This window comes from Klebsiella sp. JB_Kp042 (genome assembly GCF_040065275.1).
Classification (GTDB): Bacteria; Pseudomonadota; Gammaproteobacteria; order Enterobacterales; family Enterobacteriaceae; genus Klebsiella; species Klebsiella quasipneumoniae.
Window position 1 is genome coordinate 1 of sequence record NZ_JBEAJL010000108.1, and the last position, 26,811, is coordinate 26,811.

A 26,811-nucleotide genomic window follows, 5' to 3' on the forward strand; every position below is an offset into this window, starting at 1 on the left:
CCCCGGTTTGCGTCGCCATCCCGTAGGCCTGATAAGCGAAGCGCCATCAGGCAGTATGGCGGTAGAGCATCAATTCCCTGTGATGTGAGCATGTCGTCCAGGTGTGATGTCACGTTGATGCCGGGCGGCGGCTACGCCTGACCCCGCCTGGGTTGTGCGGCAGGGGGAATCCCCGGGTTTGTGTCGCCATCCCGTAGGCCTGATAAGCGAAGCGCCATCAGGCATGGGTTTGATTAGCCGTCCCACCGCCCGGGATACCCCGGGCCGTTTTATGCCTGACGATTACACCTCATAATCCAGCTCATCCTGCTTTGCCGGCGGAACGATCTGCACCTTCTGCACCCGATGGCTGTCGACCTGCAGCGTGCGCAGGGTATAACCGTCAATCTCAATGGTTTCTCCCACCTGCGGCACATGCTGCAGATACTCCATCAGCAGACCGGCAACAGTGTGGTACTCACGTTTATCATCCAGCGGCAGCGGAACATACTGCACCAGATCCTCCAGCGGCATATGGCCGTTAACCGTCCACGAACCGTCCGGATGGTGCTGAATATCGTGCCGGGCGTCGATCTCCTCCACCTCGTTGGGCAGATTGCCGGCAATGGTCTCCATCACGTCGCTGAGGGTCACAATCCCCTCGACGGAGCCAAACTCATCCACCACAAAGGCAAAATGGGTGCGGGCCTGACGAAACTGCTCAAGGGCGGAGAGGAGCGGTAACCCCTCCGGAAAGACCAGCGGCTGGCGCACCAGCGCCTGCAGATCCAGCGGCTCCTGGCGCAGGGACTGCTGGAGCAGGTCGATAACATGCACCACCCCCAGCAGGTCTTCATTATCCTTTCCGCCGGTGACCACCAGGCGGGTGTGCTGATTTTTTTCCACCAGGCTGCGGATCTCTTCCTCCGGCGCGCTGAGGTCGATGCGCTCGATATCATGGCGGGAGGTCATAATACTGCTGACGCTGCGCTGATTAAGGTTCAGCACCCGCTCAATCATCAACCTTTCCTGCGGATTAAACAAAGGATGATGGTCCTGATCGGCGACCAGCGACGCCGTGTCAGCATCCAGTTCAGCTTTTTCCTTCTGACCGCTCAGCAGGTTCATTACCGCCTCGGTAGTGCGCTGACGCAGCGTCATATTGGCGGAGAGAAAGCGACGGCGGTTAAACAGCGCCAGCTGGTTAAGGGCTTCAATCATCACCGAGAAGCCAATTGCCGCATATAAATAGCCTTTCGGAATAATAAAGCTGAAGCCTTCAGCAATCAGGCTGAAGCCGATCATCAGCAGGAAGCTCAGACAGAGGATCACGATGGTCGGGTGGCTGTTAACGAAGCGCGTCAGCGCCTTGCTGGCCATCAGCATCAGGCTGATAGCGATGATCACGGCGGCCATCATCACCGCCAGGTGGTCGACCATGCCGACCGCGGTGATCACCGAGTCAAGCGAGAAGATAGCGTCAAGCACCACGATCTGCGCCACCACGGCCCAGAATTTGGCCCCTCTGCGCTGGGTGGGATTATCGCTGTCTTTTCCCTCCAGCCGCTCATTAAGCTCGACGGTCGCTTTAAACAGCAGGAACAAGCCGCCGAACAGCATAATTAAATCGCGGGCGCTGAAGCTGAAGTCGTGAAAAACAATCAGCGGTTTGGTAAGGGTGACGAGCCAGGAGATAGAGGCCAGCAGCAGGAGACGCATCACCATCGCCAGCATCAGGCCAGTGATCCGCGCGCGGTCGCGCTGGGCGGGCGGGAGCTTCTCAGCGAGGATAGCGATAAAGACCAGGTTATCGATACCTAACACCAGTTCGATAACGACCAGCGTGACGAGACCTGCCCAGATTGACGGATCGGCAATCCATTCCATATGTATTAAAACCTGTACGACTGCGGTATGTGTTACCACGATCATGGATAAGATGGGTATAAAATGCAATAACGACGCGGATAGCGCTATGCCATGGGTGGATATATTTCCAGCAGATTAAGCGAACCGATAAGAATTATGTTCCGGTAAAGAACAGTGAAAAAATAACACCATGGCGGTTGCCATGGAATAAGCGGGCCAATATCAGAACGTCTGCCGCTGGCTTTCCGCCAGGGCGCAAAAGCGGCGCTGTGCCACCGCTCATCGCAGCGAGAGGTGATGCTTACGCTATGGGGGAAGAGCGTAATCCCTCGCAAAATCGGCATAATTCAGCTCATAAAGGGGGCGCAGAATAGGGCGGCTCCTGGTTTTATTCCGCCGATTATGGCTTGTATAGCGGCCTGTCCAGCGGTAAATGCTGAAATATATTGCCTGGATAAATTTATTATCTATACCTATTCTTTGCGGGCATAGGTGCGGCACGGCAGCCCTGGCGTGCTGGCGCGCCCTGTGGACGGGGATCTCGGCCACTTTGCACGGCGCAGAGAAACGCGCCGCTGAATAACCTGATCGAGAATAAGATTATTCTCACTTCAAACTGTTGGTAAAAGGGAGTTATGTGTATTCTTTTACGTGACAGTGAATTTAAGAATTTGGCGGGCAGATGCCCGGGCAGTATCCGTGTATTATCAGTTTCAATGGATTTGTGACATGTACAATTTTGCAAAACCGCGTGTTTTGCAACCAAACAGGTGAAGATGAATATGGCGAATTTGAAAGCGGTTATTCCGGTCGCAGGACTAGGCATGCATATGCTGCCGGCCACCAAGGCAATTCCAAAGGAGATGTTGCCGATCGTTGATAAGCCAATGATTCAGTACATTGTTGACGAAATCGTCGCCGCCGGGATCAAAGAGATTGTTCTGGTGACGCACTCCTCGAAGAACGCGGTGGAAAACCACTTTGATACCTCCTACGAGCTGGAAGCCCTGCTTGAGCAGCGCGTGAAGCGCCAGCTGTTGGCGGAAGTCCAGGCCATTTGCCCGCCGGGCGTAACCATCATGAACGTGCGCCAGGCGCAGCCGCTGGGTCTGGGCCACTCCATCCTCTGCGCCCGCCCGGTCGTCGGGGATAACCCGTTTGTGGTGGTGCTGCCGGATATCATCCTCGACGGCGGTACTGCGGACCCGCTGCGCTATAACCTCGCCGCCATGGTCGCCCGCTTTAACGAGACCGGCCGCAGCCAGGTGCTGGCGAAACGCATGCCTGGGGATCTCTCCGAATACTCCGTGATCCAGACCAAAGAGCCGATGGTGGCGGAAGGGCAGGTAGCACGTATCGTCGAGTTTATTGAAAAACCGGACGAACCGCAGACTCTGGACTCCGACCTGATGGCGGTGGGCCGCTATGTGCTGTCGGCAGATATCTGGGCCGAACTGGAGCGCACCGAGCCGGGCGCCTGGGGGCGTATCCAGCTGACCGACGCCATTGCCGAGCTGGCGAAGAAGCAGTCCGTCGACGCGATGCTGATGACCGGCGAAAGCTATGACTGCGGTAAGAAAATGGGCTATATGCAGGCTTTCGTCACCTACGGAATGCGTAACCTGAAAGAGGGCGCCAAATTCCGCGAAAGCATCAAAAAACTGCTGGCCTGAACGCCAGCCTGAGACCGAGCGGCAGGCTCTGAACATCGGTCCTGTCGCTCGTAACGTTATGCAGAATTTATTCATAACGTGAATGTTATAACGATTGTAAAGAAACGTATGGCTTCGGAGACTTCTGGTAGTTTGTCTCTGGCCTCTGTGGTGCAATGGTCGGAGTAGCGGCAATAATGCTTTATGGATAGTCACTTAGTGCGACAATTCCTAAAGTGCAGGGAAAGCGGTCAACGTCAGCCAAAAATAAAACTTGACTGCGATCATGTTTCCGCTTTAAACATCTCACTTGCATGCATAAAAATGTGAAATGAATTGGCATGCGAGCTGGTACAGACATTATGGATAATCCCTGAGCACGGCAGTGGACATCATCGAAGGATTACAGGTATATGAACTGGCAACTCATCTCATTTTTTGGCGATAGCACCGTTTTGCTGCCCAGCGCAGCGGCGCTGTTTATTGTTCTGATGCTGCGTAAAACGTCGCGGTTGCTGGCGTGGCAGTGGAGTTTGCTGTTCGGCATCACCGGCGCCATCGTCTGCGCCTCCAAACTGGCCTTTATGGGCTGGGGATTGGGTATTCGCGAGCTGGATTACACCGGCTTCAGCGGCCACTCAGCGCTCTCCGCGGCCTTCTGGCCTATCTTCTTGTGGCTGCTTAGCGCCCGTTTTTCGGCGGGTGTGCAAAAAGTAGCGGTCGCCACTGGCTATGTTTTAGCCGCAGTGGTGGGGTATTCACGGCTGGTCATCCATGCGCATTCCGTCTCGGAAGTGATCGCTGGCCTGCTGCTGGGTGCTGCTGGCAGCGCATTATTCTTACTACTACAAAAGCGCACTACTCATTCCGAATATATGTATATTCCCTGGGGAGGACTTGCATGTTTGGTGATGGTTCCGCTTATCCTGTTACATAGCGGCAGTAAAGCGCCGACTCAGTCCCTGCTGGGGCAGATCGCCACTACAATTGGTCCGTTGGACAAGCCCTTTACCCGCAACGATCTGCACAAGCAGTCCTGGTAATTGCCATTTGTTTTACAGGGGAAATTAAGTTTTCGCTGGTTAATTAGTCAAATAAGAAAATAATCTACTATATGCCGGGCAATTGATAATTCATATTTATGAAATAATGAAGTGCTACTACATTGATATTGCATATTTGCCTGGATATAGCCGTGATCAGACGTTTCTTATATGCGCTGAGAAAGGACCTGGAGCACGTCTGCTGAATATTCCTTACCAGGAAACTATTAGAAATTGTAGTTGACTTAAACGCCATCATCTGATTTTTGAATGGCGTAACCTTAACGTAAAAGATGTTGTTTTACAGATGGTTAGCTTCATTCTTGATAGATTGGAAACAACTGGACACAGTCTGGCCGTTTACTTAGTGAATAATCTTAAGTGTTGACCGCTTATTTTTGCCAATAAAAGGGCAGGTGGTATTAACTGGCAGATATTCGGTAACAAGACTCCCAATTGTGACCGAAATCCCGTAAACTTAACGCCGCAAAAATAAAGGCCTGGCCAATTATTCATCCACAGGTCGATAAAATAAGTCGTTCAGGTAGTCAGTGCGCTGGTAGCTGTTAAGCCAGGGGCGGTAGCGTCTCTGAAACCACCTGTTGCTGCACAAAATACCTCCTCTGAACGGCCTTAAAATTCGATGCTCTTTGGGTGATTACCGCCACAGGTATCTATGATGCTCATCAGACATCCTCAAAAGGGGTCAGGCGCGGCTGCTGATATCACCGGTACACCAACTTTCCCGTCTCATCGATAGCCTGTACGGTAAAATTCGCCTACATTGTGAGCTGGGTGGATGTGATAAGGGTATCAAACAGCTTAGGGTAACTATACTTGCCTCGCCGGTGTTGCACAGTGAAGTCAGCTGGTGCCGCGAGCGCTTTCTATCTTGGTATTCCCCTCATTCTCATTGAGATACGACAGCGGGGCTGAAAATGGATCTTGTACAATGATAAAAATTGCGCGCATTGCCGTGACGTTGGGTTTGCTTTCTTCCCTGGGAGCCCAGGCTTACGCGGCTGGGTTAGTGGTAAATGATAACGATCTGCGAAACGACCTTGCCTGGCTTTCCGATCGCGGGGTCATTCATCTGAGCCTGTCGACCTGGCCGCTGAGCCAGGAAGAGATCGCCCGGGCGCTAAAAAAGGCCAAACCGTCCTATTCTTCTGAGCAAGTGGTGCTGGCCCGTATCAATCAGCGACTGTCTGCTTTAAAAGCCGATTTCCGGGTCACCGGCTACACTTCAACCGACCAGCCGGGGACCCCGCAGGGGTTCGGTCAGACGCAGCCGGCAGATAACTCCTTAGGCCTGGCGTTCAACAACAGCGGCGAGTGGTGGGATGTCCACCTCCAGGGCAACATCGAAGGGGGAGAGCGGATCAGCAACGGCTCGCGCTTCAACGCCAACGGCGCCTACGGCGCGGTGAAGTTCTGGAACCAGTGGCTCTCCTTTGGCCAGGTACCGCAGTGGTGGGGGCCGGGCTATGAAGGCAGCCTGATCCGCGGGGATGCCATGCGGCCTATGACCGGCTTCCTGATGCAGCGAGCAGAGCAGGCCGCACCAGAGACCTGGTGGTTACGCTGGGTGGGTCCATGGCAGTACCAGATCTCCGCCAGCCAGATGAATCAATATACCGCTGTGCCTCATGCCAAAATTATCGGCGGACGTTTCACCTTTTCACCTTTCCAGTCTTTAGAATTAGGCGCGTCGCGCATTATGCAGTGGGGTGGGGAAGGGCGGCCTGAGTCATTTAGCAGCTTCTGGGATGGTTTAACCGGTAAAGACAATACCGCCGCAAACGATCCCAATGAACCGGGCAACCAGTTGGCTGGGTTCGATTTTAAGTTCAAACTTGAGCCGACTCTTGGCTGGCCGGTGAGCTTCTACGGGCAGATGATAGGCGAGGATGAGTCGGGTTTTCTACCTTCGGCAAATATGTTCCTCGGCGGGATCGAAGGGCACCACGGCTGGGGTAAGGATGCTGTTAACTGGTACGTGGAAGCACATGACACGCGCACCAATATGAGCCGAACCAATTACAGTTATACCCATCATATCTATAAGGATGGCTACTATCAGCAGGGTTATCCGCTGGGTGATTCAATGGGCGGGGATGGCCAACTTGTTGCTGGTAAAGTTGAGCTTATTACGGAGGATAACCAGCGCTGGAGTACGCGCTTAGTATACGCGAAGGTTAACCCGGAGAATCAGTCGATCAACAAAGCGTTCCCTCATGCGGATACTCTAAAAGGTGTACAGCTGGGCTGGAGCGGCGATGTTTATCAGTCGGTTCGTTTGAATACCTCCCTGTGGTACACCAACGCTAACAACAGCGACAGCGATGACGTTGGGGCCAGCGCAGGGATAGAAATACCGTTTAGTTTATAAGGCTGAATGCTGAAAACAGGGGAGAGAGGGTGGTAGCGCTGCAGGACGCAGTCAGCTTTTTTCTCTCCACAAGCCGGTAGGGAAGCAACGGCTATGACAGCTGCTCAGGAATTGGCAAATCTTGTTTTACTGATGATGTGACATTATGAAGAAAAAACTTGTTAGATTTTCGGCATTAGCGTTGGCAATAGGTTTTTTATCGGGTTGTACAATCATCCCAGGTCAGGGATTAAACAGTCTGCGTAAAAACGTCGTGGAACTTCCGGACAGCGATTACGATTTGGATAAGCTGGTTGATGTGTATCCAATGACTCCGCAATTAATAGCTCAACTCCGGACAGATCCTATAATTGCACGTTCGAATCCGCAATTAGATGAGTTACTTAAAAGTTACGAATACCATATTGGTATTGGTGATGTATTGATGGTTACCGTGTGGGATCATCCAGAATTAACAACCCCGGCGGGTCAATATCGCAGTGCAAGTGATACTGGGAACTGGGTAAACTCTGATGGAACAATTTACTACCCATATATAGGCCGAGTGAATGTTTTAGGTAAAACTCTTAGTCAGGTTAGAACTGAGATTAGTAATCGACTTACGACATACATTGAAAGTCCTCAAGTTGATGTTAGTGTGGCGGCTTTTCGCTCTCAAAAGGTTTATGTAACAGGTGAAGTTCAAAAATCAGGGCAACAGCCTATCACTAATATTCCATTGACAATAATGGACGCAGTAAATGCGGCTGGTGGATTATCAGCTGATGCCGATTGGCGGAATGTAGTTTTAACTCATAATGGAAAAGACACAAAGATATCATTATATGCATTAATGCAAAAAGGTGACCTCACGCAGAATAGATTATTATATCCAGGTGATATTCTTTATATTCCAAGAAATGATGAACTCAAGGTATTCATTTTAGGTGAAGTCGGTAAACAGACAACCCTTAAGATGGATCGAAGTGGTATGACCTTGGCTGAAGCCTTAGGAAATGCGGAGGGTATATCTCAGGAAACTTCCGATGCTACAGGTGTTTTTGTTATCCGCCAAATGAAGAATGAAAAAAATGGGAAGATCGCAAGTATTTATCAGTTAAATGCTCAAGATGCATCTGCTATGGTATTGGGGACAGAATTCCAATTGCAACCATATGATATTGTATATGTTACAACTGCCCCAATAGTTCGCTGGAATCGTGTTATAAATCAATTATTACCAACAATTAATAGTGTCAGATATACAGTTGAGCCAGTTAACACAATTCACAAATGGTAAATTTATGTTTGATAAAATACTTGTTATCTGCACAGGAAATATTTGCCGCTCACCAATAGCAGAACGGTTGCTACGCCAAATGATGCCAACAAAAATAGTCAAATCAGCGGGGTTGGCTGCATTAGTAAATAATGCGGCAGACTTGACGGCACAAAAAATAGCGAATAAGCATGGTGTTTCTCTAGACGGCCATAAAGGAATCAAATTTACGGCAGATATAGGCCGTCAATATGACTTGATCTTAGTAATGGAGAGGCACCAGATTGAAGCGGTTTCAACGATAGCGCCTGAATTACGTGGGAAGACTATGTTATTAGGTCATTGGATGAATCAAAAAGAAATACCTGACCCATATCGTAAAAGTGACGAGGCATTCGAATCAGTTTATATACTGATTGACCAAGCATGTAAACTTTGGGCGAAAAAACTTCAGGCTTAATATTCTTGGATAAAATTGTATGACTACAGAAATTAAAAATAAGATGTCCGAAAAAGACGGCGAACATTTAGACTTAGGTCGACTTATTGGAGAAATAATAGACTATCGAAAGTTAATTATCGCCGTGACGATGGCATTCACCGTCATGGCAATATTATATGCCCTTTTTGCAACACCTATATATCAGGCTAACGCTCTTATTCAAGTTGAGCAAAAACAAGGTAATGCGATTTTAAATAGTCTGAACCAAATGTTACCTGATGGTCAGCCACAATCAGCACCAGAAATTGCTTTACTACAATCTAGGATGATATTGGGTAAGACAGTTGATGATCTTAATCTACAATATCATATCGAGCAGGAATACTTACCTGTAGTCGGTTCAGGTTTAGCAAGATTGCTTGGTGAAAAGTCTGGTACGTTAGACATTGCTCACCTCGAATTACATGCATCCAATGAAATTAGTCCTGTTATAAAATTTACAGTTGTTAATAATCAAAAGTATAAAGTAGAGGGTGAGAATTTTACTGCCGAAGGGCAAGTAGGGGTAAAATTAGATAATGCCTATCTTTCTATATTAGTTAATGAGATAAAAGCCAGCAAAGGAACTGTTTTCACCATACAACAATATTCTCGACTAACGGCTATTGCAAAATTGCAGGATATGTTTAATGTAACAGACCAGGGGAAAGACACTGGTATTCTTCTGTTAACAGTGACAGGAGATGATTCCGAATTAGTTAGAAAAATATTAGATAATATAAGCGAAAATTATCTGGAGCAAAATGTTGCACGACAGGCTGCTCAAAACGAAAAAAGCCTCGAGTTTTTAAATGAACAATTGCCAAAGGTTAGGCAAGAACTTGATGTTGCCGAAGATAAATTAAACACATATCGTAGACAACAAGACTCTGTAGATTTATCCCTTGAAGCAAAAGCTGTTCTGGATCAAATAGTTAATATTGATAACCAGCTTAACCAGTTAACATTCAAAGAAGCTGAAATATCACAATTATACACAAAAGAGCATCCAACATTTAAAGCGCTTCTTGAAAAACGTCAAGTATTACAGCAAGAAAGAAAAAAATTGAATGCTAAAGTAAGCGCAATGCCATCAACGCAACAGGAAGTTCTGCGTTTAAGCCGGGACGTAGAGTCTGGCCGTGCTGTTTACATGCAACTACTTAATCGACAGCAGGAACTGAGTATCGCAAAATCTAGTGCGATAGGTAACGTTAGAATAATAGATACGGCAATTACGCAACCTGCACCGGTGAAACCTAAAAAAATATTAATAGTACTTATTGGCATTGTTTTAGGATTTTTGGTATCAATTGCAATTGTACTCTTTCGTGTGTTACTTCGTAGAGGAATTGAATCACCTGAACAACTTGAAGAGATCGGAGTTAATGTATATGCAAGTGTTCCGATTTCAGAAGCTTTGACAAAAAATAATAAATTTAATGGAACACATAAGCAGCAAAAAACCGAAACACTTTTGGCCATTACTGATCCTGCCGATTTAGCTATTGAAGCAATCAGGGGATTAAGAACAAGTATTCACTTTGCAATGATGGATGCACGAAATAATATTCTGATGATATCAGGCGCAAGTCCGAATGCAGGGAAAACATTTATCAGCACTAATTTGGCTGCAGTTATAGCGCAAACAGGTAAAAGAATATTATTCATAGATGCAGATTTAAGAAAGGGATATGTGCATGAAATTTTCACAACTAAATCGAAGGTAGGCTTATCAGAGTATTTATCTGAGGGACGGGATATTAATGAAATAATAGTTACAATAGAAAACTGTGGTCTTGATTTTATACCTCGAGGGCAAGTGCCGGCAAACCCAGCTGAATTATTAATGCATGAAAGATTTAATAATCTTATCGAACAAGTAAGAAATAAGTATGATTTGGTGATTATTGATACGCCGCCAATTTTAGCTGTAACAGATGCAACAATCGTAGGACGTTATGCAGGTACTTCTTTATTAGTCGCAAGGTTTGAAGAAAATACCGTGAAAGAAATTTCGGTAAGTATTAAACGATGTGAACAAGCAGGGATAACAATTAAAGGTTGCATTATTAATGGTGTAATAAGAAAAGCAAGCAGTTACTATAGTTATGGGTATAGCAACTATGGCTATAGCTATTCGGATAAAAAGTAAGTATGTCATATTGTATGATTAATTATAGAAAAACTTACATGGTTATACTATAGCTACTGATACATTGTATCAGATGTTGTTGAGGAATTTATGACTCATTTAATGAAGAATATATTATGCAGCACTGCCTTGGCCTTGGCAGACTTTATGAGTATAATTGTTTCTATTTATCTCTCATTTGGAATAATGTCATTAGTCGTCACTGATTCACAGTACAGAATATCTGAACATCAGGCGGGTGGGTTGATATTATTACACTGGATCTTAGCTGCTATTTGTGTCAGTTGGTTTGGCGCACGCTTGCGACATTATTTTTATCGAAAAACATTTTGGTATGAATTAAAAGAAATATTCAGAACACTATTAATTTTCTCGATTATCGAATTAGCAGTTATGGCTTTTTCAGAATGGTATATATCAAGATACTTGTGGTTGCTAACATGGTTTTTAACATTATTAATCTTACCAATAGCGAGAATTTTAGTTAAGGCTACCCTCGAACACCTTGATGTATGGCAAAGAGAAACATGGATAATAGGTGATGGAAAAAATGCACATGACGCATATCTTGCAATAAAAAGTGAGCGAAATTTAGGGCTGAAAGTTGTTGGTTTTGTATCTCATGAAACACAAAATAGAAACGTAGCTTCAATCGATAACATACCGGTGATCACTGCAGATCAGAAATGGTTAAGTAGTATTAATAAACGCCTTCAGTTTATTGTTGCAGTTGAATCTAATGAAGGTGACATTAGAAATACTTGGCTGAGAGAATTAATGATCCGTGGGTATCGCTTTGTTTCAGTTATACCAACCCTCCGTGGTGTACCATTAGATAGTACTGATATGTCATTCATATTTAGTCATGAAGTGATGATTTTCCGAGTGCAGCATAATCTTGCGAAATGGTCATCGAGGTTGATGAAAAGAACATTTGATATCATTGCATCTATAGGTATCATCATTTTGCTTCTTCCTCTACTTGCATATATCTCTCTTAAAGTTAAAAAAGATGGAGGGCCTGTGATTTATGGACATCCTCGGGTAGGTAAAAACGGGCATATCTTTAAGTGCCTAAAGTTTAGGTCTATGGTTGTGAATTCAAGTGAAGTACTTAGGAATTTACTAGAAACAGACGAACAAGCGAGACAAGAATGGAACGAAACATTTAAGTTAAAAAATGACCCTAGAATCACCTCGATTGGCCATTTTTTGAGACGTACTAGTCTTGATGAGTTACCGCAGTTATTTAATGTTCTTAAGGGTGAAATGAGTTTAGTAGGACCGAGGCCAATTATATACGAAGAGTTATCTCGCTATAATGAAGAAGTGGATTACTATTTGTTAAGTAAGCCAGGGATGACAGGTTTATGGCAAGTAAGTGGACGAAGTGATGTTGACTATGGCACAAGAGTCTATTTAGATGCATGGTATGTAAAAAATTGGTCCATGTGGAATGATATTGTAATCTTACTTAAGACCGTCTCTGTTGTGTTACGTAAAGAAGGGGCATACTGATTTTAATATAAAACATCTTATGACTAACATGTATTGTTTTTGCAACGAATAACATTATGAAAAGACGTAACTTTATTAGTCTTAGTTTAGCGTTGATAAGTGTAAAAGTATTTCCTTTATTATCAAAAGAAAAGGATGGAGAAAAATATACAGCTCTGAAAGAGCTAATGCAAGGAAAAAAGGATATAGTAGTACCGAAGGGAAATTACTTCATAAATGAACCAATTAATGTTCCTTCAAATACAAAGCTTGTATTTGAAGAGGGTGCAATGATATATGTTACTGCTGAAGCACACGTTAAATGTATATTTAGCATTAACAATGCTTCGCATATAAAAATTATTGGCGGAGTATTTCATGCGCTTGATGACACTTGTGAAGTTATCAATATTAAAAATGCGTCAGATTCGATATCAATCGATGGACTTACTTGTTTTGGCCTAAGGTTAGGTAGTATAACTAATGAAGATAACAATAGGTACGCAAGTAATGACAATATAATGATCACTAATTGTTCAGGGATGGCACAAAACATAAGAACTAGAAAAGCTTTTTTAGAATTCAGGTACGTTAATGATTCTTCTTGTAGTAAATGCAATATTAAAGGGTATTATCATGGATTATTATTTTGGGGAGGAGATGCGAATCCAAAACATAGTAAGGATAGAAATAAAAGATGTTCAAATATCATTTTAAATAATAACCATGTATGTGATGTAGTAAAAGGAGGTATATGGGGGGCAATGGCGGAACGGGTTCTCATAACAGAGAACTATGTTGAAAATGGGGGGGACGTAGGAATTGACTTCGAAGGTTGTACTGGATGTGTGGCTAGTAAAAACACCGTTAAATATTTCAAAAACGGCGGATTGTCTACTTTTTTTGTTTGCAATGATATAGTTTTTGAATTTAATAATATAGTGTGTTCAGATAAGACTGATGCTGGTGCTATATTCAATTCATCTCAAAGGAGAAATAATAAAAATATTATATTCCGGAATAATTCATTTTTAAGTAAGAGTGGTATTTCGAGGTTTGCACAACACGGTGCAGTGGATGATTTGCTGATAGAAAGAAATCGGTTTAACAATGTTGCTATAAAGTTAGATAGTAATAACAATGGAGATATAACAATTAAGGACAATTCTTTTTATTATTCTGAACGTATTATACATGAATTAAGTTTTATTAAAATTTCAAACGTTAATAAACCACATGCAGTGATTACAATTGTAGGGAATGATTTTAAATCCATAACAGACAATACTGATAGTAGAATGGGGGTAATCGAAATAAATAAAAGTAAAGCGCCAAAGGTAATAATAAAGAATAATACTAACAATGCAGACAGACACATTAAGTTTGAACTGAAAATTAATGCTGAGAATACAGATAAAGTACTAGACAATAATTCAAACATAACCATAGAAACTATGAATGCGAATTAAATAGTTTTATGGAGTTAACATGGAATAATTAATGAAATCAGTAAAGAATTTTTTTATTTATATTACATTAGCGTTTCCAAAAGCTGGGTTGAAAATAAGTGGATTTCCACTGTACTTATCATTAATAAGTTCATTTTATTTTATGGCATTGGGTGTTAAGTACGGATTTAGCAGGAGAAAGGAATCCTTATGGTGTATTATTCCGATTATTTCGTTGTTAACTACTTTATTATTTAACCAGTTTTCATTTACTGCAGTCTTTTTCTCTGGGGCATCCTATCTGGGTATACCAGCTTTGTTAGCATACATTGTATCTATATTTTCTTTTTATTGTTATTATGGAGCTATTAGTCTAAAAAACGATTACGAATGGAAGAAGAAACTTATTTACGTGTTTTATTTTTTAATTGGCTATGCTTTTTTACAGAAAATTTTAGGTGACTATACAGTAGTTATTCCGGGGATAACAGCTTCATTCCAAGATGCACTGACTCCAAATTTCTTAGCAGGTAAAAATAATATGATTTGGGGAATGAATTATTTAAAGGCAACATCTACTTATCAGAACGGAAATTTGTTTGGAGCTAATCTACTATTAATTGGTTTTGCTGTTATTGCTAATAATATTACTGATAAGAAAAAAATAATAGTACCGATGACTTTATTGGGTATTACGGTGCTTCTGACTGCTTCTGCTTCTGTTTATTTAGGGATGATTGCAGCGATTATATGGATGGTCTTTTTTTCTAGAAATAGAAATTCAGCGTCAGTTATTGCGATTTTTTTTGGCGGGCTTTTTCTCGCCATTATTGCAATTGTTATATTAAGTACTGATAACATTTTTTCACAACTTATATATGAACGAGTTTTAAATAGGGATCTGTCCGCAGGCGGTGGCAGAATGGAAAAAATTAATGATTACGTTGAGCATATTAGTCAAACCCCATGGTTATTAATAAATGGAATGTTGTTTTATAATAAACCTTTCTTAGAGGTTTATGAAATTCTTCCGGGTGCAATACTGCAAATTTTTGGAATTTCTATGTTGTTTTTCTTTGTGGCATTTATTATATCAAAAATTCGTGTATTTTTTTCATCCCCTTATATTTTACCCTTTGTTGCATATTTTAGTGCTTCCTTATCGGATGGTGCTTTTTGGCTGCCACCTACAGCAACAAACGTCTTCATAATTATGGGTCTTTGCACACTTTGGCATAAAAATTCATTACCTAAAATATCCTGATAATTATAAATGCATAAGCAAAACTATATTCATTAATGTAATAGAAGGTGACAATGAAGAATGTATTAATATTTTGTCGTGCTTATCCACCCAGCATAGGAGGTGGAGGGGAAATTTCTACTAAGATGCTAGCAGAAAAATTATCTGAATTCGGATATCAAATTAACGTTGTTGCTGTAAATAGTGTGAAAGAGTACAGAAAAGAAAGTAAAGTGTCCATATATAGAATTCCGTACAAAAATCTATATTGGTCTTTGGAGAAAAAAGATAGTAAAATTGTAAAGCTGTTGTGGCATTGTATTGATTCGAATAATATCTTTATGAAGAAACAACTCAATCAGCTTTTAGGTGACATTAATCCAGATATAATCATAACAAGTACGATAGAAGATATATCCTCTATCGTATGGAAAATTGCCAGTGCTAAGCAGATTAGAATCATTCATATACTTCGTAGCTACTCTTTATTGTGCGTTAATGCCAATATGTATAAGAATGAGAATTGTAATGAACAGTGTGGTGGATGTAAGATCTTAACATACCCAAAAAAAATTAATTCAAAATATGTAACTGATGTCATAGGGATAAGTCAATATATTCTAGATAAACATATTGCAAATGGCTATTTCCCTAATGCTTTACAAAAAGTGATTTATAATATGTGCTTGGATGATAAAATTGATACTAAAAAATATGAGGGGCGAAATAATGATGATTATCGAATTGGATATATAGGCCGTATACATATTACTAAAGGAATTGAATTATTATTTGAAGCCATTAATAATATAAAGGAGAGTTCATTATGTAGACGTATAACAGTAATGATTGCTGGCGATGGCGATGAAGAATATATACATAACCTGAAAACAATTGCTTATGAAAATAAAATAAATGCTGTGTTTTTAGGAAATATGAATGCAAATGAATTTTTAGACACGATAGATTTACTGGTAGTACCTTCGCTTTGGCAGGAACCTTTTGGTAGAGTTGTAATCGAAAGTCTGGGTCGTAAAGTGCCAGTGGCCGCGAAAAGTTCGGGGGGGATTCCTGAACTACTAGAGAACAACAAAAATTTTTTATTTAGTTCAAGTGAGCAATTAGCTAATATAATTGTTATGTACTTCAATTTTCAAATTGAGTTTAAGTTTGATACTGTTGCATTTGAAACTGAAACTATTCTTTCAAAATGGTCATCTTTACTCCGATAGTTAGGGTCGAAGAATATATGTATAAAGTTCTATATGACAAAAGATGGACTGGAGAACACGGTATTGGTCGTTTCGCAAAAGAAATCGCTGATAGGATAAAATTTGATGCGTTCATTGATAATAAACTCAGGCCGACCAACCCACTTGATGTTTTTATTACTCCTTGGTATTTAAAATCATCTAAATGCGTGTACTTTACGCCAGGTTTTAATGCACCATTTTTCTTTGCTGATAAATCAATTATAACTATCCATGATTTAAATCACATTGATATTAAAGGTAATGACAGCCTTCTAAAATCATTTTATTATGAATTCGTATTGAAGCGAGGTTGCAGAAAATGTTTGAAAATATTTACTGTTTCAGAGTTTTCTAAAAGCAGAATTGTCGAATGGAGTAATGTAAATCCTGAGAAAGTTGTTGTTGTTGGTAATGGTGTGTCTAGTGGGTTTTCGCCAAAAGGAGAAAAATTTCTTCCAGGATTCGAGTATTTTCTCTGTGTGAGCAATAGGAAAAAACATAAAAATGAGAAACGGTTAATTGATGCCTTTGCGATTTTGAGGGAAAACTATAATATTAAGTTGTTATTTACAGGCTCGCCAAATGATCAAATTAATAGATATATAGAATTTAAAAATCTTACAAAGGATATCATTTTTTGTGGACGAATCAGTGAGAATGATTTTCCAAAATATTACCGAGGAGCCAAAGGTCTTCTAATGCCTTCATTATATGAAGGTTTTGGTTTACCTGTTATTGAAGCGATGGCTTGTGGCATTCCCGTGTTAGCCTCAAATACAACCGCCTTAGGTGAGTTAGCGACTGGTTGTGCGATCACGATAGATCCTAATTCTATAGATGAAATGGTTGCCGGAATGGAAACATTAATTACAGATCAAGACGTTAGAGATACTCTTATTAATCAAGGCCTTGAGCGTTCTAAAAATTTCTCTTGGGATGAAACAGCTCGCATAATTAAACATGAAATTAACCACATTAAATTACGTCTTCAATCTTCATAGAATTATATAATGCAATTTTATATTTATTTCAAAATGAACTTGCTTCTCTTTAATTATAAGGTTTAATATGATAAATAGAATTAATGTAGGGATTGTGACTGATTGGTTGGTAACATTTGCTGGTTCAGAAAAAGTAGTCGCAGAATTTATTAATGCTTTCCCTGATTCAGAGTTATATGCGGTTATTGATTTCTTAAAAAAAGAAGATAAAAATAAATTTTTAAATAAAACCATTCATACTAGTTTTATTCAAAAATTACCAAATGCAAAAAAAAATTATCAAAAATACTTACCTCTAATGCCGTTCGCAATTGAGCAACTCGATGTTACCAAACATCAGATTATACTGTCCAGTAGCCATGCTGTTGCAAAAGGTGTCCTTACTGGACCTGACCAATTACATATTAGTTATGTACATTCTCCTATACGGTATGCATGGGATTTGCAAAATCAATATTTAAGAGAATCATCTCTGGATAAAGGTTGTAAATCGATTATTGCACGCTGGATATTGCATAAAATGAGAATATGGGATGTGCGTACTGCAAACGGAGTTGATCACTTTGTAGCCAACTCAAAATTTATTGCAAGACGAATTCAGAAAGTGTACGGCAGGACTGCAGATGTTATATATCCGCCAGTTGATACAAATCGTTTTAAACTCAATACCAATAAAGATGACTATTATATAACAGCATCTAGATTAGTACCTTATAAACGTGTTGATTTAATCGTTGAAGCCTTCACTCATATGCCCCATAAAAAATTAATTGTTGTTGGTGACGGTCCTGAAATGAAAAAAATAAAGTTGAAAGCATCATCCAATATTGAAATTCTTGGCTATCAAGATAATGATAAAATGAATGAGCTAATGGAAAGGGCAAAAGCATTTGTTTTTTGTGCAGAAGAAGATTTCGGTATTTCTCCTGTTGAAGCTATGGCATGTGGCACTCCCGTAATTGCCTTTGGTAAAGGTGGTGTATTAGAATCTGTTGTACCGTTAGGCGAAAACAAACCAACAGGAATTTTTTTCGAAGAGCAATCTGTTTCATCAATATGCTCTGTAATTCAGAAATTTGAAGAAAAATATGATATTTTTGATCCTTTTAATTCCAGGGAAAGAGCTGAATTATTTTCTGAGGAGCGTTTTAGAAAAGATATTACAACTTATGTAGACGATAAATGGAAAAGTTTTAGAGAGTCAAAGAATATTGTATATTAATTGTCAAACATCTTTTGTCATTGATAAGGTAATAAAATGAGTAATTTAGCTATAATACCTGCACGAGGCGGTTCAAAAGGGATTCCTGGTAAAAATATCAAATATATTGCAGGGAAACCTCTTATTGCATGGAGCATTGAACATGCTCTACAATCAGAATCTGTTGAGCGTGTTATAGTAAGCACTGATTCAGAAGAAATTGCAAAAATTGCAAGGGATTTTGGTGCTGAAGTTCCTTTTTTACGGCCTTCAGAATTAGCAAATGATAAGGCTCCTACTGAGCCCAGTTTGATCCATTGCATCAATTGGCTTGCTGAACATGAAAGTTATAAACCAGATTTTACAGTCTTATTGCAAGCAACATCGCCAGTTCGAAGTTCCGAAGTAATTGATAGTGCTTTTGAAAAATTAATAAATCAAAATGCTGATTCATTGCTTACCGTTTGTGAGTTTTGGCATTTTTTATGGGAAAATTCTATTGAGCCAAAGGCTTTATATGATTATATGAACCGTCCACGTAGACAGGATATTCTTCCTGAAAATATAAAATTTAAGGAAAATGGTTCTGTTTATATTACTAAAACAGATATTCTTATGGAAACGAAAAACAGACTTGGAGGTAAAATTGCTTCTTTTGTGATGCCTGAGGAAGAGAGCTTTGAAATTGATACTCAGATTGATTGGGATATTGTAGAAGTTATTTTACAGAAAAGAATTGAGGGCTAATTATGTTGATTCAAAATAAAGTTTCAGATTTTCTTGTTTTCGAAACCGAGTCAGTTTTAAAAGCTCTCGAAAAAATTAATCAGAACAAAAACAGAATTGTATTTATTGTAAATGAAAATGGTAAACTCAGTGGTTCGTTTTCAGATGGTGACTTTCGTCGTTGGATAACTACCGGCGATTTCGATTTTAATATTGAGATTTCCCAAGTGATGAACACCGCATTTCTCTCAAAGAGGATTGATGCCTCTCGTAGAGACATCGAGAGTTTATTTACCAAGGGCATAAATGTTATACCGTTAATCGATGAATATCGACGTTTTGTAGCGGTTGCGATACAAGATGATAGAGGTATTTCAATTGGCAAGCATGTCATTTCAGAGTCCTCACCCGCGTTTATTATTGCTGAAATTGGTAATAATCATAATGGTGATATCAACTTGGCAAAACATCTTGTTGATCTTGCTGTTGAAGCTAACGCTGATTGCGTAAAATTTCAAATGAGGGATTTAGGTCAGTTGTATAAAGGAGGCGAGGATAAAGATAAATCAGCAGATCTTGGTGCTCAGTATACACATGATCTGCTTAGTCGTTTTCAATTAAGTAACGAAAGTTTGATTGAAGTTTTTGACTATTGCAAAGCTAAAGGGTTGACACCAATGTGTACACCTTGGGATTTAAATAGTCTTAACGTACTAGAGCAGTATGGAATGGAAGCATATAAAGTTGCTTCGGCAGATTTTACCAACCATGAAATGTTAGAAGCACTTGCTGCTACAGGTAAACCACTAATTTGTTCCACTGGGATGTGTACTGAAGCTGAAATCAAAAAATCTGTTGAATTCCTTAAATCTTTAAGTGCTCAATTTGTAATTTTGCATTGTAATTCTACTTATCCTACACCATTCAAAGATGTAAATTTATCCTATATAAAAAGATTACAAAATATTACTGGTGGCGTTGTTGGTTATTCTGGACACGAACGTGGTATCTCTATTCCTATTGCAGCAGTTGCACTTGGAGCTAAGGTAATCGAAAAACACTTTACTATTGATAAAGCAATGGAAGGCAATGACCATAAGGTTTCATTACTTCCAAATGAATTTTCAGATATGGTATCTAAGATTCGCGAGGTCGAAGAGTCAATGGGTAAGGGAGGTGAAAGGTTAATCACGCAAGGTGAAATGATAAATCGTGAGAATCTCGCAAAAAGTTTGATCATTAATCAAGATCTAAAAAAAGGGCAAATAATAACTCGCAGTATGGTTGAGATTAAAAGTCCTGGGCAAGGTTTACAGCCATTATATATCGACCAGTTAATTGGGCGGAGTGCTATTAGAGATTTTGTAAAGGGTGATTTTTTTTATGAGTCTGATTTAAATGACGTGCCAGTTGAATCAAGGAATTATTCATTTAGTCGTCCGTTTGGTATTCCTGTTCGTTATCACGATTATGATAAGCTCAAGGCTAAATCAAACCTTGATTTTGTTGAATTTCATTTAAGCTATCAAGATCTTGAACTTAATTTAGCTGACTTTTTTATTGATCAACAAGAAATGGGATTTGCGGTTCATAGCCCCGAATTGTTTGCTAATGATCATATACTTGATCTTGCCTCTGAAAATGATAAATATAGAATCAAATCCATTGATTATTTAAACAAAGTATGCGAGATAACCCGGCAACTTAAACATTATTTCCCTGTTACAGAACGGCCTGTTATAGTAGTAAATGCTGGCGGATTCAATACTAAAGGTTTTATACCTAAAGAAAAGACAGCCCAGCTCTATAAGCGTGTAGCTGAATCGCTATCCCAAGTTAACCAAGAGGGTGTTGAAATAATTATTCAAACGATGCCTCCATTTCCATGGCATTTTGGTGGGCAGAGTTACCATAATTTATTTGTTGATTATACTGAAATTTCTGATTTTTGTAGCAATACAGGCTATCGTATTTGTTTTGATACATCTCACTCGATGATGGCTTGTAATTATTATGGCTGGGATTTTCACGAATTCACATTAGCTGTTGCAAAATATACAGCACATATGCACATTGTTGATGCATTAGGCGTTGATGGCGAAGGGGTACAAATCGGTAAGGGCGATGTGGATTTTGAAATACTGGCGGAGGATCTTAATCGAGATGCGCCTAATATTCAATTCATCCCTGAAGTATGGCAGGGCCATAAAAATAGCGGTGAGGGTTTCTGGGGTGCTTTAGATTTCTTGGAAAAATATCTATAATGAAAAAATTAGCTGGTGCAGCGATGCTATCAGCAGGTGATATCTTAGGGAAGCTGATTGGCTTCCTTATTTTACCGTATTTGACTTCCAAAATGGGAGTCTCTGAATATGGCCTGTTGACATTATATCTTTCTTTTATTCAAATACTTATTATATTAATATCCTTTAGTGGACAAGGACTTTTGCCAGTCAAATATATACAGGAGAATGAAAATGCAAGTTTAATTTTTAGACACGACAATATTAATTTGGCCATTTTTTCATCAATTTTTATTTTGTTAGTTTTTGTTTTTTTTAAATTTTTCTTGAGTATTAACATTCCTTTTTCTGCTGCTTTTTTTATTGTTTTTGCGTCTTTGGTACAAGGGGTTAATGTTATTAATCTTTCACACTTAAGGATTAGCCAAACATATAAATTAGCTTCTATTGGGCAATTCTCATTATCAGTTCTCAACGTATTATTTACGATTGCTCTATTTTCTTTATTAGATGGAACTGCCGAATATAGATTAATGGCGGTAACATTATCTTTTCTTTTAGTTCAGCTTTTTTATTCCTATTCTATTTTTTCAAAAATAAATGTGGATTATAGCAAAAGGAGGACAAGTAAACGGCAATCATATAAGGAAATTATGTTATATGGAATATCTCTGTGGCCACATCATGCTAGTTATTGGATAAAATCAACAATCGATCGTTTTTTTATTGCCCATTATATGAGTGTTGCGGTTGTCGGCGTTTATGGCCTTGCATTACAGCTATCATCAATATTAATGCTCTTTTTTAGTGTCATTTCTCAAGCTTTTCAACCGTTTATTTACAGATATCTGAATGAAAAGGATTTCCTTTCTGTTAAACGAATTCAATATATATATGTTTGTTTTGTATTGTTTTGTGCCCTTGTTTATTATATCGTTACCCCTTATGCATTCCCTTATCTTTTTAGCCATAAATTCAATAAGGCAATACTCTATTTTAACTATCTACTCCCAGGGACGGCTTTTATGTGTATTTATTATATCTATACTCATGTGCTGTTTTTTTACAAGAGGAACAAGATAATTTCGACCATTACCGCTTCATCAATGCTTGTCCATCTCATTGGTATCCTTTGTGTTATATTAATACACATTTCGGTCGAGATGTTTTGCGTTGTATATACTGTTTCTAGTGCGTTTGCATGTATTGCTACGGCCTACGTTTGCAGCAAAAATATTAAAGCAATGAGGAGGAGTATGAATGATTCGTAAGATAAAAAAGATATATAGAAATATTTTGAAAGCTATCTATGCTAATAAAGTGCGTCGTAACGCTTTGAGTATAGGTGAAAATTTAAAAATTAACTTTAAAACTAATGTGACATCTAAAACCTCGTTGGGTGATAATTTTAACTCTAATGGATTGAACATCATAGGTAAGGGGCGGGTAAAAGTTGGTAATAATTTTCATTGTGGGTTTGGTTGTATTATTTTGACTGAGAATCATAATCATATGGGGAGCGCAATTCCTTACGACACAACATATATAATCAAAGAAACAATAATTGAGGATAATGTATGGCTTGGAATTAATGTCATCTTATTGCCAGGTGTTACAATTGGTGAGGGGGCTATTATACAGGCTGGTAGTGTTGTTGTGTGTGATATACCTCCATTAGCTATTGCTGGTGGTCATCCCGCAAAAGTTTTCTCATGGAGAGATAAAGAGCATTATTATAAATTAAAAAATGAGAAGTCATTTCATTAATATTAGGGGGTTTCTTGAAATACTTGGCCTATATTGAATCTCCATTGCAAGCATTTAATTTACTAGAGTATGTAGAGGTTAATAAAATAACAGTTGATATTTTGATTATTAATAAAAAAACTACCGTCTCTTTACATAATTACTCTCAGATATCTTTTGTTCTAAGTAAACTTAAAGCTAAAACAATCTTTGAAATTGATATTGAGGCCGGCAAGAAAAATATTTTCAAGATAAAGAAGACTATTGATGCTTTCCTCAGTAATAGTAAGGAGTCATTTTTATTGATTGGTGGCGAATACAGATCGATGATTTTTTGGTATATCTGTGGGAAGTTTTCACAACGTAAGGTTGTAATTTTGGATGATGGTACTGCAACACTGCGTATCAATAGAACTTATCGGCATTTTAAGAGATTAATGCGCGATCTGTTGATGCGTGCCTTAGGTTTTGTGGATGCATTTATTGAGCCAATTGTTTTTTTCTCTGTATATGATCTTACTAATAAAATTGCCAAGCACGATATATTGATTTTACATAAATATGAATCTTTTCAGGGTAAAATGGCATCCTTTTCTAAGGGACAAATAACAATCTATATTATTGGTTCTCCTTTTTTTGAAGCTGGTGTTATTGATGACAATAATATTGAGATGCTAATAACTTTAGAAATGATTAATAAACTTAAAGGGAAATACTCCACTTGTGATGTTGTATATATTCCGCACAGGCGCGAGAGTGAAGACAAGCTAGAGCGAATTAGGGAAGTTATACCCGTGGAAAAACTAGGTTATCCATTTGAGTTACTCCCCTTAGTTTCAGAGAAAAAGATTACTATCATTGCTGGATTTTATTCCTCGCTTTTTGATAATATGTATGCTATATGTGGAAAGGATTTAATAATCGAATGTTTTTGTTTGCCTGAAAAGGTTATTAATCCTTCTTGGTCTGTTTTTGTATCTGATGTTTATGAAAATTATAAAAAATACCCGAGCGAATCTTTTATTTTCAACCAAATCACATGATTATTTTTTTCTTGCTGGAATATTTCTTTCATTGACTATGCATATATTCTGCTTGTATGTTGTGATTTGATATTTCTATATACGAATTACAATCTTTAAGTTAATATATACTGAATAGTTCAACTGCGAACATCTCGCAGTGACCACACCTGACAGGAGTATGTAATGTCCAAACAACAGATCGGGGTTGTCGGTATGGCTGTGATGGGGCGCAACCTTGCGCTTAACATCGAAAGCCGTGGTTATACCGTCTCCGTTTTCAACCGCTCGCGTGAAAAAACCGAAGAAGTGATTGCCGAAAACCCCGGCAAGAAACTGGTTCCTTACTTCACAGTACAAGAGTTTGTTGAATCCCTCGAAACACCACGTCGTATCCTGTTGATGGTGAAGGCCGGTGCTGGCACCGATAGCGCCATCGACTCCCTGAAGCCTTACCTCGATAAAGGTGACATTATCATTGATGGTGGCAACACCTTCTTCCAGGACACCATCCGTCGTAACCGTGAACTGTCTGCCGAAGGTTTAAACTTTATCGGTACCGGGGTTTCTGGCGGCGAAGAGGGGGCTTTAAGAGGGCCTTCCATCATGCCTGGTGGTCAGAAAGAAGCCTACGAACTGGTAGCTCCGATTCTGAAGCAGATTGCGGCGGTGGCTGAAGACGGCGAGCCGTGTGTGACCTATATCGGTGCTGACGGTGCGGGCCATTATGTGAAGATGGTGCATAACGGTATTGAGTATGGTGATATGCAGCTGATTGCGGAAGCCTATGCGCTGCTTAAAGGCGGTCTGGCGCTTTCTAACGAAGAGCTGGCGCAAACCTTCACCGAATGGAACGAAGGCGAGCTAAGCAGCTACCTGATCGACATTACCAAAGATATCTTCACGAAGAAGGATGCAGAGGGTAAATACCTCGTTGATGTCATTCTCGATGAAGCAGCCAACAAAGGTACCGGCAAGTGGACCAGCCAGAGTTCACTGGATCTCGGCGAACCTCTGTCTCTGATCACCGAGTCCGTATTTGCTCGTTATATCTCTTCTCTTAAAGACCAGCGTGTAGCCGCGTCGAAAGTGCTGAGCGGCCCGCAGGCACAGCCGGCTGGTGACAAAGCGGAATTTATTGAGAAAGTGCGTCGTGCACTGTACCTCGGTAAAATCGTTTCCTATGCTCAGGGCTTCTCCCAGCTGCGTGCTGCTTCTGATGAATACAACTGGGATCTGAACTACGGCGAGATCGCTAAGATTTTTCGCGCTGGCTGCATCATTCGTGCGCAGTTCCTGCAAAAGATCACCGATGCTTATGCGCAAAACGCCGGTATTGCTAATCTCCTGCTGGCGCCATACTTCAAACAGATCGCCGATGACTATCAGCAGGCGCTGCGTGATGTCGTAGCTTATGCCGTGCAGAATGGTATTCCGGTACCGACGTTCTCTGCCGCAATTGCCTACTACGATAGCTACCGTTCCGCAGTTCTGCCCGCTAACCTGATTCAGGCTCAGCGTGATTATTTTGGTGCGCACACCTATAAGCGTACTGATAAAGAAGGTGTATTCCATACTGAGTGGTTGGAATAATCTTTTTACGCTACAGCCAGGCCAATTGGCCTGGCTGTTATCTATTGTTTGTTACTCTAAGATAAATTGAGCACAATCATCTTATCTGCATTACATCTTTGTTTATCTGTATCTAATAACACAAGTATTTATCTTTTAAGAATTTGCCATATTTATACTTTTGTATGCCTATATTAATCTGCTTCTGGCCTCAGTAAATTACTGGGTGTTAAATAACAGGGTTTATAATTAAAGGAAATTATTATGTTACTTCCTGTGATAATGGCTGGTGGTACCGGCAGTCGTCTCTGGCCGATGTCTCGCGAGCTTTACCCGAAACAGTTCCTCCGGCTGTACGGGCAGAACTCCATGCTGCAGGAAACCATCACCCGACTCTCGGGCCTTGAAATCCATGAACCGATGGTCATCTGTAACGAAGAGCACCGCTTCCTGGTCGCCGAACAGCTGCGCCAGCTCAACAAGCTGTCGAACAATATTATTCTCGAGCCGGTCGGGCGCAACACCGCTCCGGCCATCGCCCTGGCGGCCCTCCAGGCCACCCGACGCGGCGACGACCCGCTGATGCTGGTCCTCGCCGCCGACCATATCATCGATAACCAGCCGGTCTTCCACGACGCCATCCGCGTCGCCGAGCAGTATGCCGATGAAGGCCATCTGGTCACCTTCGGTATCGTGCCGAACGCCCCGGAAACCGGCTACGGCTACATCCAGCGCGGCGTGGCGCTCACCGGCAGCGCCCACACCCCGTACCAGGTGGCCCGCTTCGTGGAGAAGCCGGACCGCGAGCGCGCCGAGGCTTACCTCGCCTCCGGGGAGTACTACTGGAACAGCGGCATGTTTATGTTCCGCGCAAAAAAATACCTCTCCGAGCTGGCTAAATTCCGCCCGGATATCCTCGAAGCCTGCCAGGCCGCGGTGAATGCCGCCGACGACGGCAGCGACTTCATCAGCATTCCGCATGACATTTTCTGCGAGTGCCCGGACGAGTCCGTGGACTACGCGGTGATGG

19 protein-coding genes and 2 pseudogenes are annotated in these 26,811 nt (G+C 40.8%); 19 read left to right on the top strand and 2 right to left on the bottom strand.

The window, feature by feature from the left end; translation table 11 throughout:
* Positions 1-282: 282 nt before the first annotated feature.
* Positions 283-1,866, bottom strand: a complete 1,584-nt coding sequence (locus ABLV54_RS23080; RefSeq protein ID WP_023290384.1) for a TerC family protein — start codon at positions 1,864-1,866, stop codon at positions 283-285.
* A gap of 758 nt (positions 1,867-2,624) precedes the next feature.
* On the opposite strand from ABLV54_RS23080, the pseudogene galF reads away from it, so the two are divergent.
* Together galF and ABLV54_RS23090 are read left to right on the top strand one after the other, a co-directional pair.
* Positions 2,625-3,553: pseudogene (gene galF, locus ABLV54_RS23085) on the top strand (GalU regulator GalF).
* Between the two features lie 360 nt (positions 3,554-3,913).
* Positions 3,914-4,543, top strand: a complete 630-nt coding sequence (locus ABLV54_RS23090) for a phosphatase PAP2 family protein (protein WP_248861085.1) — start codon at positions 3,914-3,916, stop codon at positions 4,541-4,543.
* A gap of 540 nt (positions 4,544-5,083) precedes the next feature.
* Here ABLV54_RS23090 and ABLV54_RS23095 read toward each other — a convergent pair.
* A pseudogene (locus tag ABLV54_RS23095) lies at positions 5,084-5,167 on the bottom strand (hypothetical protein); the annotation flags it as partial.
* A gap of 328 nt (positions 5,168-5,495) precedes the next feature.
* Here ABLV54_RS23095 and ABLV54_RS23100 point away from each other — a divergent pair.
* From ABLV54_RS23100 to ABLV54_RS23180, 17 genes are all read left to right on the top strand, one after another.
* Positions 5,496-6,935 carry a capsule assembly Wzi family protein gene (locus tag ABLV54_RS23100; protein ID WP_248861084.1) on the top strand — a complete coding sequence of 480 codons (1,440 nt, stop codon included), beginning with the start codon at positions 5,496-5,498 and terminating at the stop codon, positions 6,933-6,935.
* A gap of 145 nt (positions 6,936-7,080) precedes the next feature.
* Complete coding sequence (locus ABLV54_RS23105; protein WP_248861083.1) at positions 7,081-8,214, top strand: polysaccharide export protein; 1,134 nt, start codon at positions 7,081-7,083, stop codon at positions 8,212-8,214.
* A gap of 4 nt (positions 8,215-8,218) precedes the next feature.
* Complete coding sequence (locus tag ABLV54_RS23110) at positions 8,219-8,653, top strand: protein tyrosine phosphatase (RefSeq protein ID WP_248861082.1); 435 nt, start codon at positions 8,219-8,221, stop codon at positions 8,651-8,653.
* A gap of 19 nt (positions 8,654-8,672) precedes the next feature.
* On the top strand, positions 8,673-10,829 hold the full coding sequence (locus ABLV54_RS23115) for a polysaccharide biosynthesis tyrosine autokinase (RefSeq protein ID WP_348814235.1): 2,157 nt from the start codon (positions 8,673-8,675) through the stop codon (positions 10,827-10,829).
* A 90-nt stretch (positions 10,830-10,919) separates the two neighbouring features.
* The gene (gene wbaP, locus ABLV54_RS23120; RefSeq protein WP_248861080.1) at positions 10,920-12,347 is read left to right on the top strand and encodes an undecaprenyl-phosphate galactose phosphotransferase WbaP; all 1,428 of its coding nucleotides are present in this window, start codon (positions 10,920-10,922) and stop codon (positions 12,345-12,347) included.
* 56 nt (positions 12,348-12,403) lie between these two features.
* Positions 12,404-13,795 carry a hypothetical protein gene (locus ABLV54_RS23125; protein ID WP_248861079.1) on the top strand — a complete coding sequence of 464 codons (1,392 nt, stop codon included), beginning with the start codon at positions 12,404-12,406 and terminating at the stop codon, positions 13,793-13,795.
* Between the two features lie 31 nt (positions 13,796-13,826).
* On the top strand, positions 13,827-15,038 hold the full coding sequence (locus tag ABLV54_RS23130; protein ID WP_248861078.1) for a hypothetical protein: 1,212 nt from the start codon (positions 13,827-13,829) through the stop codon (positions 15,036-15,038).
* A gap of 53 nt (positions 15,039-15,091) precedes the next feature.
* Positions 15,092-16,249 carry a glycosyltransferase gene (locus tag ABLV54_RS23135; protein ID WP_248861077.1) on the top strand — a complete coding sequence of 386 codons (1,158 nt, stop codon included), beginning with the start codon at positions 15,092-15,094 and terminating at the stop codon, positions 16,247-16,249.
* A gap of 17 nt (positions 16,250-16,266) precedes the next feature.
* On the top strand, positions 16,267-17,271 hold the full coding sequence (locus ABLV54_RS23140; RefSeq protein WP_248861076.1) for a glycosyltransferase family 1 protein: 1,005 nt from the start codon (positions 16,267-16,269) through the stop codon (positions 17,269-17,271).
* A gap of 67 nt (positions 17,272-17,338) precedes the next feature.
* Positions 17,339-18,493 carry a glycosyltransferase family 4 protein gene (locus tag ABLV54_RS23145; protein WP_248861075.1) on the top strand — a complete coding sequence of 385 codons (1,155 nt, stop codon included), beginning with the start codon at positions 17,339-17,341 and terminating at the stop codon, positions 18,491-18,493.
* A 36-nt stretch (positions 18,494-18,529) separates the two neighbouring features.
* A complete protein-coding gene (locus ABLV54_RS23150; RefSeq protein ID WP_248861074.1) occupies positions 18,530-19,219 on the top strand; it encodes an acylneuraminate cytidylyltransferase family protein in 690 nt (229 codons plus the stop codon).
* A 2-nt stretch (positions 19,220-19,221) separates the two neighbouring features.
* Positions 19,222-21,462 (top strand): N-acetylneuraminate synthase family protein, encoded by a 2,241-nt coding sequence (locus tag ABLV54_RS23155; protein WP_248861073.1) that lies wholly within the window; start codon positions 19,222-19,224, stop codon positions 21,460-21,462.
* Positions 21,462-22,712, top strand: coding sequence for an oligosaccharide flippase family protein (locus tag ABLV54_RS23160; RefSeq protein ID WP_248861072.1), 1,251 nt, complete (start codon positions 21,462-21,464; stop codon positions 22,710-22,712). The genes ABLV54_RS23155 and ABLV54_RS23160 overlap by 1 nt, the downstream gene beginning before the upstream one ends.
* Positions 22,702-23,208, top strand: coding sequence for an acyltransferase (locus ABLV54_RS23165; protein WP_248861071.1), 507 nt, complete (start codon positions 22,702-22,704; stop codon positions 23,206-23,208). Before ABLV54_RS23160 ends, ABLV54_RS23165 begins: the two co-directional genes overlap by 11 nt.
* Before the next feature lie 14 nt (positions 23,209-23,222).
* Positions 23,223-24,230, top strand: a complete 1,008-nt coding sequence (locus tag ABLV54_RS23170) for a polysialyltransferase family glycosyltransferase (protein WP_348814236.1) — start codon at positions 23,223-23,225, stop codon at positions 24,228-24,230.
* 165 nt (positions 24,231-24,395) lie between these two features.
* Positions 24,396-25,802: an NADP-dependent phosphogluconate dehydrogenase gene (gene gndA, locus ABLV54_RS23175; RefSeq protein WP_248861069.1), complete on the top strand. Its 1,407-nt coding sequence runs from the start codon at positions 24,396-24,398 to the stop codon at positions 25,800-25,802.
* A 243-nt stretch (positions 25,803-26,045) separates the two neighbouring features.
* Positions 26,046-26,811 (top strand): mannose-1-phosphate guanylyltransferase/mannose-6-phosphate isomerase (locus tag ABLV54_RS23180; protein ID WP_348814237.1); only part of this gene is annotated, 766 nt, incomplete at its 3' end.